The following is a 12995-nucleotide window of genomic DNA, read 5'->3' on the forward strand; positions in this document are numbered from 1 at the left end:
CTGTTACCCTTCGATCTGGGAGAAGTCGGCGATACGATCCATGCTTCCGGCTACGGCGGAGAGCAAACTCAAACGATTGCGACGCACGGCGGTGTCATCGGCATTGACGGTGACTTTTTCAAAGAAAACGTCGACCGGCGCACGAAGCCGCGCAAGTGTGGCAAGATAATGGCGGAAATCCGCTTCATCCTGTGTCTTTCCGGAGACCTCGCGGCCCAGTTCGCCCAGGGCGGCGACCAGCGCCCGCTCCTCGTCCAGCGCGATCAGCGCACCGTCGACCTCGCCGAGCTTCAGATCCGGCGTCTTTTTCATCTCGGCGCGCACAATGTTATTCGCGCGGCGATAGGCAACCAGCAGGTTGCCGCCGTCTTCCTGCGACAGGAAGCCGCGCAGCGCGTCCACCTTGGTCAGCACGCGCACCAGGTCATCATCCCCGCTCTTGGCGAAGACCGCGGCGACCAGATCATGACGCACGCCCTGCTCGCGCAGGTAAACCTTCAGGCGATCGACGAAGAACTGCATCAGTTCTTCCGTCACATTGCGCTCGCCGCCTGCCTGCACGATCTGCAGCGACAGCGCCGAGCGGAACAGCGCTTTCAGTGGAAGGGCCAGGCGATTTTCCAGAATGATGCGGATCACGCCCAACGCCGCACGACGCAAGGCAAAGGGATCCTTCGAGCCGGTCGGCTTTTCGTCGATGGCGAAGAAGCCGGCCAGCACGTCGATCTTGTCGGCCAGCGCCACCGCCATCGGCACCGGATCGGTGGGGCAACGGTCGTTCGGACCCTGCGGCGAATAATGCTGCGCGATAGCGTCGGCCACCGCCGCAGGCTCGCCGTCATTCAGCGCGTAATAACGCCCCATGATGCCCTGCAACTCGGGGAATTCGCCCACCAGACCCGAGACCAGATCGGCCTTGGCCAGATGCGCAGCGCGACGCGCCTGCTTTGCATCGGCGCCGGCGATGCCGCCGGCGATCTCGTAAGCCAGACGCTCCACGCGCTCGACCTTCTGCGCCACGGTGCCGAGCTTGGCATGAAAGACAATATCCTTGAGCGCCGACAGGCGGCTTTCCAGCGTGGTCTTGCGATCCTGGTCCCAGAAGAACTTGGCATCCGACAGGCGCGCGTTCAGCACACGCTCGTTGCCGGCAACCACCTGCTTGCCGCCGTCATCTGTCAGCGTGTTGGCGACGATGACGAAGCGCGGCGCCAGCGCGCCGTCCTTGGTGTTGAGCGCGAAATACTTCTGATGCGAGCGCATCGTGGTCGTCAGCACCTCGCGCGGCACATCCATGAACTGCTGCGGGATGCGGCCCAGCAGCACGACCGGCTGCTCGACCAGGCCGGTGACTTCATCGGCGAGACCCGGATCGTCAACCAGCGTCAACCCTTCGGCCGAAGCGGCAAAGGCGGCATCCTTCAGCACGGCGGCGCGGCGCGTGGCGAAATCCGGTTCCACATAAGCGGCGCGCAGGCGTCGCAGATAATCGGTGGCGTCGCGCACGGCAAAGCGTTCCGGTGCCTGGAAGCGATGGCCGCAGGTGCTGTCGCCAGCCGTCAGATGCCCGAAGACAAACGGCACAGTCTCGCCTTCGAACAGCGCGATGATCGAATGCAGCGGGCGCACCCAGCGCAGGTCGTGATCGCTCCAGCGCATCGACTTCGGCCAGGGCAGCGCCGCGAGAGAGTCCGGCAGGATGCGCTTCAGCGCGTCCTTGGTAGCCTCGCCCGGTTTCTCAACGATGGCGAACCAGAACTCGCCCTTGCCGGTGTCGCGCTTCTCGCACTGGTCAAGCGAGGTCAGACCTGCGCCGCGCAGGAAGCCCTGCACGGCAGCCTCGGGCGAACCCACCCGCGGACCCTTCTTTTCTTCGCGCACGTCGGCTTGCATGCGCGGCAGACCCTTCACCACCAGCGCCAGTCGACGCGGCGTGACATAGGATTCAGTTGCCTCGAAGGTCAGGCCGGCCTTCTTCAGGTTCTCGGTGACCAGACGCAGCAAATCCTCGGCGGCACGCTGCTGCATGCGCGCGGGGATTTCCTCGGAATGGATTTCCAGCAGGAGTTCGCCGAGCATTTACTGACCCTCCTGCAGATGGCCGCGCGAACGCAGCCACTGAGTGCAGCAGGCCTTGGCCAGCGCGCGCACGCGGCCGATATAGGCGGCGCGCTCGGTGACGCTGATGACGCCGCGCGCATCCAGCAGGTTAAAGGTATGGCTGGCCTTCATACACTGGTCATAGGCCGGCAGCGCCAAGCCCTTCTCGATCAGCGCCATGCATTCCTTTTCGACATCGACAAAACGGCGGAACAGCTGCTCGGTGTCGGCATGCTCGAAATTGTAGGCCGAGAATTCGCGTTCGGCCTGATGGAAGACCTCGCCGTATTTCACGCCCTTGCCGTTGAAATCGAGATCGTAGACGTTGTCCTTGCCCTGCACATACATGGCCAGGCGTTCCAGACCATAGGTGATCTCGGCCGAGACCGGGGAGCAGTCATAGCCGCCGACCTGCTGGAAATAGGTGAACTGCGTCACCTCCATGCCGTCGCACCAGACTTCCCAGCCCAGGCCCCAGGCGCCAAGCGTCGGGCTTTCCCAGTCGTCTTCGACGAAGCGGATGTCATGACGCTTGGAATCGATGCCCAGCGCGGCGAGCGAGCCGAGATAGAGCTCCAGCACATTCGGCGGGCTCGGCTTCAGGATCACCTGGAACTGGTAGTAATGCTGCAGGCGGTTCGGATTCTCGCCATAGCGGCCATCCTTGGGACGGCGCGACGGCTGCACATAGGCGGCATTCCAGGGCTCGGGGCCAAGGGCGCGCAGCGTGGTGGCGGGGTGGAAGGTGCCGGCACCCACTTCCATGTCGTAAGGCTGCAGCAGGACGCAGCCCTGACGTGCCCAATAGGTCTGCAACGTAAGGATCAGGTCCTGGAACGACGAAGCCGCGGCGTTGGTGGGCGCCATCGTTAAGTCCTTTGCGCTCTCGCCTGACGTGCGTTTAGGGGTGGCCGAAAAACGCGCGGACCATAGCCAGCGGAGCCCGGAGAATCAAGCCATTGAGGGCTTTAGACTTAAGCCGGGCGACACTCCGGACGGCCGCAGGTGGGGCCCGCCGTGTATGTTCCGCAGACCGGGCAGGGTTTCAAATCCTGCGCCGTGGCGGCAGCCGGCGGCGGGGGCGGTGGTGGTGGCGTGACGACCGACTTTTCAGCCGGCTTGCGATTGACGTAGCGCCAGCCATACCAAGCCCCGGCAATCACCAGAATCAGCAGCAGATATTTCAACATGGGCCGATTCTGCGGCCTTTGGCCCTCCGGCCGCAAGGGCCGGACAGCGGTCAGACCGGAAAGGCCGCCCCGGTGCGCAGGACCGCTTCGATTTGGGGCAGGTATTGTCCATCCGGCTGGTGCAGAACTACCCCGGCCTCCAGGGTGAGCGCCGCCTTGCTGCCCTTCACCGCGCGCAGGATCACCCGCTTGGCCGGCTGACCGGCCCGCGAGCAGAGCGGAATCACCCGAATCGCCCCCACCTTGCCATTCAGGCCACCGAGCAGATCGGCCAGGCGGTCGGCCTTGTGGATCAGGGTGACGCCCCCGCCCGGCCGGGCATAGCGCAGCAGGGCCGCGATCCAGTGCCCCAGATCCGCTTCCTCGCCCTCGCTACGCGCGGTGGCACGACCGGCATGGGGCGAGGCGCGATGACGGGCGGCATCGAAGAACGGCGGGTTGGCGAAGACCTGGTCGAAACTGCCAGCCTCCAGCCCCGCCAGCGGCTGGCGGATATCGCCGGCCTGCACCGTCAGGCGATCAGACATGCCGTTGTCGGCAATGTTGCCGGCGCAAAGCCCCACCAGATCGGGCTGCAGCTCGATGCCGGTGATCGTGATCTCCGGAACACGAGCGGCGAGGCAAAGCATGCCCACACCCGAACCGCAGCCGAGCTCCAGCACCCGCTGGCCGGGCTTGGCCATGACCGCTGCAGCCAACATCACGGCGTCGGCACTGGCGCGCTGGCCCTCACGCGGCTGGGTCAGGCGGATCAGGCCGCCAAGCAAGTCATCGCAGGTGTGATCGCTATCAGGCATTTGATCTGAAACGGAAACTTCGGGAGGAGCGGCGCTTGACCGGGTATGCCAGCCCACTATGCTCCACCCAGACGACCATACACAATACGGGCCAAGCCGCCGTGCAGATTGCCTCCAAACAGATACAGAGCGTGACCGAGCCCGGCCGCAAGCCCAGCATCGAGCCGTTGCGCGTCCTGGTGGCAGACGACATGGACGCAGTGAACCGCGAGATCATCGCGCGCATGGCCAGCGACGTTACCCTGATCCCCGAGCTGGCCAGCCACCTGATCGCCGCCGGCGGTAAAAGAATTCGCCCCCTGCTGACCCTGGGCTCGGCCCGGCTCTGTGGCTACGAGGGCAGCCACGACGTGCTGCTGGCCACCTGCGTCGAGTTCATCCATACCGCCACGCTGCTGCATGACGACGTGGTCGACGAGAGCGACCGTCGCCGCGGCAACGCTACCGCCAATGTGCTGTGGGGCAACCAGCCCTCGGTGCTGGTCGGCGACTTCCTGTTCACCCGCGCCTTCCAGCTGATGGTCGAGACCGGCTCGCTGGAAGTGCTGCGCATCCTGGCCGGCGCGTCGTCCGAGATCGCCGAAGGTGAAGTGCTGCAGCTGGTGATCGCCAACGACACCACCTCGGCGGAAGCCGATTATCTCAAGGTGATCAAGGCCAAGACCGCTGCACTGTTCGCGGCTGCCTGCCGCGTCGGCGCCGTGATCGCCGACCGCCCGCAGGCGGAAGCCCAGGCCATGGACGACTTCGGCCATAACCTCGGCATCGCCTTCCAGCTGGTGGACGATGCGCTGGACTATGCCTCCGACGGCGAGACCCTGGGCAAGAATACCGGCGACGATTTCCGCGAGGGCAAGATCACCCTGCCGATCCTGCTGGCCATCGCCAAGGGCAACGAGGCCGAGAAGATCTTCTGGCGCCGCGTGATCGAACGGCCCGAAGAGCAGGGGCCGGAGGATTTCGCCCAGGCGCTCCGGTATCTGGACCGCCACAGCGCCATTGAGGAAACCATGGCCCGGGCGCGTGCCTATGCCCAGAAGTCGCGCCAGGCGCTGCAGGTCTTCAGCCCCGGACCGATGCGTGACGCACTGTGCGAAGCGGTCGATTTCGCCGTCGAACGGGCGCTTTAAGCCATCCTTTAAGCCACTGGACGGCCAAGGCTTTCGGGCCAGCCGCTTTTCCCTCCGGAATACCGGGGACGCGCCTTGCAGGGGCCACCCGCAGGCGCTATACAGTCGGCCCGCGCCGGTCGGAGCGTAGCTCAGCCTGGTAGAGCACTAGCTTCGGGAGCTAGGGGCCGGAGGTTCGAATCCTCTCGCTCCGACCAGCGCGCGGCTCTCCCAAAATCCCCTATTCAGTAATAATCTGCGGCACCGGTGCGCGTTTCACCGTCTCACGCCACAGGATGTACAGCCCGCTGGCGATCACGATGGCACAGCCGATCCAGGTCTGCACATCGGGGAAGTCGCCCCAGATATACCAGCCGAACAGCACCGACCATATCAGATGCGTGTAGTCGAAAGGCGCGGCCACCGAGGCCGGCGCCAGGCTGTAACCGCGTGACATGCAGAGCTGCGCCGCGCCGCCAATCAGGCCGACACTGACCAGCAGCGGCAGGTCGCTCCAGGCCGGCGTCACCCAGTAGAAGGGCAACGCCAGACTGGTGAAGACCGTGCAGAAGGCGGTGAACCAGAAGGCAATGCTGGCGGCGGGCTCCGAACGGCTGAGCTTCCTGATCTGGATCATCGCCAACGCATAGAAGAAGGTCGCCAGCACCACGATCAGCGCGCCGCTTTCCAGCATGCCGGCACCGGGGCGCACGATCACGATCATGCCAAGGAAGCCAACAATAATAGCTGACCAGCGATGCAGCCCCACCTTCTCGCCCAGCATCCAGACCGACAGGCAGGCGATGAAGATCGGTCCGGAAAAGGAAATCACCGTGACATCGGCCAGCGGCATCAGCGTGTAGGAAAAGAAGAAACAGAGCATGGCGGCGAGCCCGAGCATCGAGCGCGCGCCATGGCCCAGGAGCTGCGTAGTGCGCAGCAGGGCAAAGCCGCCGGGACTGCGCAGCACCATGATCAGGATTGGCGGAAAGGCGCAGAGGCTGCGGAAGAACATGATCTGCACGGTGGGATAGCTGGCAGTCAGCCATTTCACCAGCGTGTCCATGCAGCCGAACAGCGACACCGCGATCAGCATGTAAACGATGCCGAGCGGCGTGTTGGAAATCTGCTTATATGGCTGGACGGACATCGGACGGACAGATGAAAAGAAGCGGCCCGGCTGGTTGTGCCATGCCGGGCCACAGAATGCACGCCTCAGGATACGGTCAGAACGACGCTCCTCTTAGAAGGAGAGCGGCTCCGTCACCCGGGTCCAGCGGCCGTTCTTCACCTGCACCATGAAGACGGCATCGCTGCCGTGATGCTTGTTGGGACCGAAGGTCATCACCGGGCCGCCGAAGATATCGGTATAGCCCTGGATCGATTCCATCGCCTTGAGGAAGCTCTCTGTCGTGAGGTCCTTGCCGGCACGGTCCAGGCCCATGACGATCAGGTCGGCCGAGACATAAGAGAACTGCGCCGCCGGATTGGGATCGGTGTTGTACTTGGCACGATAATTCTCGATCCAGTTGCGGATCGCCGGATTGGCGGAATCTCGATACGGCGCCTCGATCTGGGTCATGACATGAAGTCCCTCCGTCGCACCGCCTGGCGCGCTGGAGACGTTCAGGTCGAAGGTGGCGATGGTGCCCACCATATCGACATTCCAGCCCATCTTGCGCGCCGTGGTGAACGGCAGAATGCCATCGCGCACAATGGCGCCCAACGCCACCAGATCGCAGCCCGAGGCTCGCAGCTTGGTGATCTGGGCCGAGAAATCGGTATCGGCCGGCTTGTGTGTGGTGGAATCGGTCAGCTTGACATTCATCGCCGCCAGCTGGTCGCGCACGCCATCGAAGACCTCCTTGCCGTAATCGGTATCCTGATAAAGTGCGCAGACATTCTTCTTGCCCTGCTTCTCGACGAAGTATTTCACCGCGCCACGCATCTGGGCGTAGTAGGACGCGCCCGCCGCCCATTTCATCGGATGCAGCGGCTCGTACAACTGCTTGGCCCAACTGAGCGGGAAGAAGTTGGGAACGCCGGCCTTGATCTGATCGGGCATCACCGCGTTGTTCATCGGCGTGCCGGCGCCGAGCAGCATCAGGAAGACCTTGTCGCGGTTGATCAGCTTGTTGGCGGCCTGCACAGCACGCGGCACCTGATACTGGCTGTCTTCAATGATATAGCGAATCTTGCGGCCATGGATGCCGCCCTGGGCATTCACCTCGTCGAAACGCATGCGCGCGGCATTGGAAGAATGCACGCCGAAGGCCGCCGCCACGCCCGAGAGATCGGTATGCGTGCCGATGATGACTTCGGTCTTCGTCACGCCCTGCAGCTTCTGCGCCGCAACCGGCCCGGCCGACAGGCCACCGGCTGCAAGAACGGCCATGGAGATGCCGAGTTTGCCCAAGATATTCATAATCCCTCCCGGTTTGTTTTTTTGATAAGCAGAAAGAAACCCGGCCGCGGGAACGTCGCGGCCGGGATAACGCGTCAGCTGCCGTAGCGAACCGGCCCGGCAATCTGCATGAAGCGGCCCTTCTGCACCTGGAACAGGAAGCTTTCATCAGCCCCCAGATGCTTGGTCGGACCATAACTGACAGCAGGACCACCGAAGATGTCGCGGAAGCCCTGCATGCTTTCGATGGCGGCCACCATCTTGTCGGTGGTCAGGTCCTTGCCCGCACGATCGAAGGCAAAGATCAGCTGGTCCATCAGGCCGTAGCCGTAGACCGCACCGATATTGGAATCGACGCCGAACTTGGCCTTGTACTTGTCCATGAAGGCCGCGACCTGTGCCGAGGCCGTGTCGCGGTAAGGCATCACGGTTCCGGCCATCACATACATGCCTTCCGTGGCGCCACCGGGCGCACCGGCGACGATCTGGTCGTAATTGGCCGACTGGCCCAGGAAATCGACATCCCAGCCCATCTTGCGTGCCGTGCCATAAGGCACGATGGCATCACGCACGATGGTGCCCATGACGACGATGTCACAATTGGCGGCCCGCAGTTTGGCGATCTGTCCGGTGAAGTCGGTGGCGATCGGCGTGTTGGTCGCCGTTTCGATCACCGGCAGGTTCATCGCCTTGGCCTGATCCTGCACGGCTTCCAGGATTTCCTTGCCGAAGTCAGTGTCCTGATAGAGCGTGCAGAAGCGCTGCTTGCCCTTGTTGGCCACCATCCACTTCATGCCGGCACGCACCTGGTCGTAGTATGAGGCGAGCCCGGCGAATTTCAGCTTGTGGAAAGGTTCCGACATCTGCCGGGCCGCGGTAATCGGCGAGAAGTTGATCACGCCGGCCTTGAGCTGATCAGGCAGCACGGCGTTGTTCATCGGGGTGCCGAGCGCACCGGCCATCAGGAAGATATTGTCGCGGTTGATCAGCTTGTTCGCCGCCTGCACAGCGCGCGGCACCTGATACTGGTTGTCCTCCACGATCAGGCGAATCTTGCGGCCATAAATGCCGCCCTGTTCGTTGACCTCGTCGATGCGCAGCCGCATCGCGTTGGAGGAATGCACGCCGTAGGACGCGGCGGGGCCGCTGAGATCGGTATGCATGCCGATGACGATTTCGTTTTTCGTTACGCCACGCACCTTGGCTGATTGCGCGGCTGCAGAGCCAGCAATCAGAACACTACTGGCCACAGCAGCGACCGTGAGCAAAGCTACCCTACGCATGCGGACCTCCCAGGTTTTATGGTTATGCCGGCAAAGCTTAGCCCTCTCCCCTGACCGCACCTACGGGATTCTGTCGCGCCAAGCCGTTGATGCAGCGCACAAAAGAAAACGCCCGCAGCGGATGCTGCGGGCGTTCAGGCAATGCGAGACGTTTCTTCTAGTCCGTATCCGGACGTTAGCGGTTCTTAGTACTTGATTGGGCCGCCGCCAATCTGCACGAAGCGGCCCTTCTGGATCTGGTAGAACAGCACATCGGTGGTGCCCTGATGCTTCTGCGGGCCGAAGCTGACGACCGGGCCGCCGAAGATGTCGCGGAAGCCGTTCAGGCTTTCCATACCCTTCAGGAAGCTGTCAGTGGTCAGGTCCTTGCCGGCGCGATCCAGCGCGTTGACGATAATGTCAGCAACGCCATAGCCGTACACTGCACCGATGTTCGGATCAGTGTTGTACTTGGCCTTGTAGGAATCCCACCAGGCGGCAACCTGCGGCGAAGCAGTATCGCGATACGGCATCACCGTACCGGCACCGACATAGAGGCCTTCAGTGGCACCGCCCGGGGCGGACGCCACGATCTGGTCGAAGCTGGCCGACTGCGACACGAAGTCGACATCCGTCCAGCCCATCTTGCGCGCCGTGCCGTAGGGCACGATGGCGTCACGCACGATGGCGCCCATGGCCACCAGGTCACAGCCCGAAGCACGCAGCTTGGTAATCTGGGCGGTAAAGTCGGTGGCGATCGGCGTGTTGGTGGCGGTATCGACCACGGCCATGTTCATGGCCTTGGCCTGATCCTGTACGGCGTCGAAGACTTCCTTGCCGAAGTCGGTGTCCTGGTACAGCGAGCAGAGCTTCTTGCGGCCGTTCTTCTCGACCAGATACTTGATGCCCGCGCGAGTGTGATCGTAATAGGTCGAATAGGTGGCGAACTTGAGCCGATGGAACGGCTCGCTCATCGAACGCGCCGCGGTCAGCGGGCCGAGGTTCGGCACATCGGCCTTGAACTGGTCCGGGAAGACCGCGTTGTTATGCGGGGTGCCGAGTGCACCCGCCATCAGGAAAATCTTGTCGCGGTTGATCAGCTTGTTCGCGGCCTGCACGGCGCGCGGCACCTGGTACTGATGATCCTCGACGATCAGGCGGATCTTGCGGCCGTAAATGCCGCCATCCGCATTGATCTTGTCGAAATACAGCCGCATCGCGTTGGCGACATGCACGCCGTAGGACGCAGCCGGGCCGCTGAGATCGGTGTGCTGGCCGATGACGATTTCGCTCTTGGTGACGCCGCGCACCGTCTGCGCCTGCGCGTCCATGCCGGCAAGGCCGGCGACGGCCGCAAATGCCGCTGTCGCGGCCAGAATTCTCGTACGCATCCTCATTCTCCCTTTCAGTAAACCGTTGTTCCGGAATACAGGTTGACCGGTCGCCGCCTCAGGCGCCGGCATACATTTCCTCGATCAGAGGCTTGTATTTCTCATTCACAAATTTGCGCTTCAGCTTCATCGTCGGTGTGAGCTCGTCATCCTCGGCGCCAAGCTGCTGGTCGATCAGACGGAATTTCTTGACCGTCTCGACGCGGGCGAAGTTCTTGTTGACCCGCTCGATTTCCGACCAGATCAGCTCCTGCACTTCCTTGGCATGGCAGAGCGAACTGAAATTGGTGAAAGGCACATTCAGGTCCTGGGCGAATTTCACCACATTGTCGTGATCGATCATGATCAGGCAGGTGAGATAGGCCCGGCGATCGCCGATCACCACTGCATCCGAGATATAGGGGCTGAATTTCAGCTGGTTCTCGATCTCGGACGGCGTGATGTTCTTGCCGCCGGCGGTGATGATGATGTCCTTCATGCGGTCGGTGATGCGGAACCAGCCCTCGTTATCCACACTGCCGACATCGCCGGTATGCAGCCAGCCGTCGACGATGGTTTCCGCCGTACGGGTCGGGTTGTTCAGGTAACCCATGAAGACATGAGGACCTTTCAGCAGGATTTCACCCTCGGGACTGATCTTCACCTGGGTGTTGGGAATGGCCTGCCCGATGGTGCCGAGCTTGACCTGGTTCATCATCGGCGAGGTGGCAAGGCCGACATTCTCGGTCTGGCCATAGACCTCACGCATGTCCTTGCCCAGCGCCAGATACCACTTGATCAGGTCAGGTGAGATCGGTGCAGCGCCGGTGACCAGCCATTTGCAGCGGTCGATACCGATGATGCGCTTGATATTGCGCAGCACCAGCTGGTCGGCAAACCAGAAGGCGATCTTCAGGCCAAGCGACGGTTCGCGACGCTCCAGCCGCGCCTCCGCCAGCTTGAAACCGATACCGATGGCAATCTTGTAGGCAAGCTTGCCGAAGCCGGTGGCATCCTTCATGCGGATGGCGACGCCGGAATAGAACTTCTCCCACAGTCGCGGCACGGCGAAGAAGACGGTCGGCTGCACTTCCTGCAGGTTCTGCGGCACAGTCTCGGGGCTTTCGGCGAAATTCACCGTGGAGCCCGAGCGGATCGGCCAGAGCAAGGTGAATCCGCGCTCGGCGATATGGCAAAGCGGCAGGAAGCTCAGCTGTTCGTCGGTCTCGTACTGCTCGAGCAACCGCCCGGCATTCTCCATCTGGAAGACCAGGTTGCGATGGCTGATCATCGCGCCTTTGGGCGCGCCGGTTGTCCCGGAGGTGTAGATCAGGATGGCGAGGTCTTCCGGCTTGCCGGCCTTGAGCTGCTCGTCCCAGAAGGACGGATTGCTCTTCTCGAAATCGCGCCCCATGCCGAGCAGCTGATCGAAGCTGATCACCATCGGGTCGCGGAAGTCGCTCAGGCCTTCCATATCGATGACGACGATCTTGCGGAGTGTCGGGCAACGGTCACGAACTTCCAGGATCTTGTCGAGCTGCTCGTCATTTTCGGCGACATAGATCACCGTCTTGCTGTCATTGACGATGTATTCCACCTGCTTGGCGGAATCGGTCGTGTAGATGCCGTTGGTGACGCCGCCGATGCCCTGGCAGCCGAGATCGGCGTAGAGCCATTGCGGATTGCCTTCCGAGATGATCGAGACCACCTCGCCGCGTTTCACGCCTAGCGCGGCAAAGCCGAGGCCGGCATGTTTAGCGTTGTCGCCGTATTGCGTCCATGTGACCGAATTCCAGATGCCAAGGTCCTTCTCACGCATCGCCACCTTGGCGCCACGCTCGTTGACCTTGCGCCAGAAATAGCGCGGCAGCGTATCGCTCTCAATGAGGGCGAGGATATCGGCATCGATTTCAATGCCCGTTACTTTGTCGACCGCTTTGGCACTCATGGTGCGTCCTCCCAGGTCGTGACGGCTGCTTACCGCCAGGTTTTGCGCTTCTTCCAGCGCCGCTTGCCGCGGACGCCCTGCTCTTTCATGCCGAGGTAGAATTCCTTGATGTCTTCCTTTTCCAGAAGACGGGCGCAGGTATCGGCCATCACGATGCGGCCGACTTCCAGCACATAGCCGTAATGTGCCGCATGCAGTGCCACATTGGCATTCTGCTCGACCAGCAGGATGGTGGTCTTCTGCTCGGCGTTGATACGGACGATGATCTCGAAGATTTCCTTCACCAGCTTGGGCGACAGGCCGAGCGAAGGCTCGTCCAGCAGCAGCAGCTTTGGCCGGCCCATCAGAGCGCGGCCGATGGCCAGCATCTGCTGCTCGCCGCCCGACATCGAGCCGGCCGGCTGGCTCTCGCGCTCTTTCAGGCGCGGGAAATAGCCGTAGACCATCTCCATGTCCCTGGCGACGCCGTCGGCATCCTTGCGGGTGAAGGCACCCATCATCAGGTTTTCCTTCACCGTCAGGAACGGGAAGGTTTCGCGGCCCTCGGGTACATGGCCGATGCCAAGCCGCATCACCTTGTCGGGGTCCATCTTCTGGATGTCCTTGCCCGCGAAGGTGACGCTGCCCTTCTGCGGGTCCATGACGCCAGAGATGGTCTTCAGGATGGTGGTCTTGCCGGCACCATTGGCGCCCAGCACGGTGACGATGGAGCCTTCGGGCACCTCCAGGCTGACGCCGCGGATGGCCATGATCGGACCATAGAAAGTCTCGATGTTGCTCAAGCGGAGGATCGGTTCAGCTTTGGTTTCCGGCAT

At 62.4% G+C, this 12995-nt stretch carries 11 protein-coding genes and 1 tRNA gene; 2 read left to right on the forward strand and 10 right to left on the reverse strand.

Annotated features, from left to right (window positions below):
• Window positions 1-3: 3 nt before the first annotated feature.
• The 4 genes from glyS to AC1RRE_RS14990 all read right to left on the reverse strand — a co-directional run bounded on the left by glyS (window position 4) and on the right by AC1RRE_RS14990 (window position 4087).
• Window positions 4-2079 (reverse strand): glycine--tRNA ligase subunit beta, encoded by a 2076-nt coding sequence (gene glyS, locus AC1RRE_RS14975; RefSeq protein WP_492981990.1) that lies wholly within the window; start codon window positions 2077-2079, stop codon window positions 4-6.
• Complete coding sequence (locus tag AC1RRE_RS14980) at window positions 2080-2967, reverse strand: glycine--tRNA ligase subunit alpha (protein WP_492981991.1); 888 nt, start codon at window positions 2965-2967, stop codon at window positions 2080-2082.
• A gap of 107 nt (window positions 2968-3074) precedes the next feature.
• The gene (locus tag AC1RRE_RS14985; RefSeq protein ID WP_492981992.1) at window positions 3075-3290 is read right to left on the reverse strand and encodes a hypothetical protein; all 216 of its coding nucleotides are present in this window, start codon (window positions 3288-3290) and stop codon (window positions 3075-3077) included.
• A gap of 50 nt (window positions 3291-3340) precedes the next feature.
• Window positions 3341-4087 carry a tRNA1(Val) (adenine(37)-N6)-methyltransferase gene (locus AC1RRE_RS14990; RefSeq protein ID WP_492981993.1) on the reverse strand — a complete coding sequence of 249 codons (747 nt, stop codon included), beginning with the start codon at window positions 4085-4087 and terminating at the stop codon, window positions 3341-3343.
• Between the two features lie 131 nt (window positions 4088-4218).
• On the opposite strand from AC1RRE_RS14990, the gene AC1RRE_RS14995 reads away from it, so the two are divergent.
• Window positions 4219-5217, forward strand: a complete 999-nt coding sequence (locus AC1RRE_RS14995) for a polyprenyl synthetase family protein (RefSeq protein WP_492981994.1) — start codon at window positions 4219-4221, stop codon at window positions 5215-5217.
• 120 nt (window positions 5218-5337) lie between these two features.
• Window positions 5338-5414, forward strand: a tRNA-Pro gene (locus tag AC1RRE_RS15000).
• Between the two features lie 23 nt (window positions 5415-5437).
• Here AC1RRE_RS15000 and AC1RRE_RS15005 read toward each other — a convergent pair.
• From AC1RRE_RS15005 to AC1RRE_RS15030, 6 genes are all read right to left on the reverse strand, one after another.
• Complete coding sequence (locus AC1RRE_RS15005; protein WP_492981995.1) at window positions 5438-6346, reverse strand: DMT family transporter; 909 nt, start codon at window positions 6344-6346, stop codon at window positions 5438-5440.
• 93 nt (window positions 6347-6439) lie between these two features.
• On the reverse strand, window positions 6440-7621 hold the full coding sequence (locus AC1RRE_RS15010) for an ABC transporter substrate-binding protein (protein WP_492981996.1): 1182 nt from the start codon (window positions 7619-7621) through the stop codon (window positions 6440-6442).
• A 74-nt stretch (window positions 7622-7695) separates the two neighbouring features.
• A complete protein-coding gene (locus AC1RRE_RS15015) occupies window positions 7696-8883 on the reverse strand; it encodes an ABC transporter substrate-binding protein (RefSeq protein WP_492981997.1) in 1188 nt (395 codons plus the stop codon).
• Window positions 8884-9068: 185 nt separating this feature from the next.
• Entirely contained in the window at window positions 9069-10253 is a 1185-nt protein-coding gene (locus tag AC1RRE_RS15020; protein WP_492981998.1) for an ABC transporter substrate-binding protein, read from the reverse strand.
• Between the two features lie 58 nt (window positions 10254-10311).
• A complete protein-coding gene (locus AC1RRE_RS15025) occupies window positions 10312-12180 on the reverse strand; it encodes an AMP-dependent synthetase/ligase (protein ID WP_492981999.1) in 1869 nt (622 codons plus the stop codon).
• Window positions 12181-12209: 29 nt separating this feature from the next.
• Window positions 12210-12995 carry an ABC transporter ATP-binding protein gene (locus tag AC1RRE_RS15030; protein WP_492982000.1) on the reverse strand — a complete coding sequence of 262 codons (786 nt, stop codon included), beginning with the start codon at window positions 12993-12995 and terminating at the stop codon, window positions 12210-12212.

This window comes from Ferrovibrio sp. GW821-FHT12D07, from assembly GCF_058807275.1.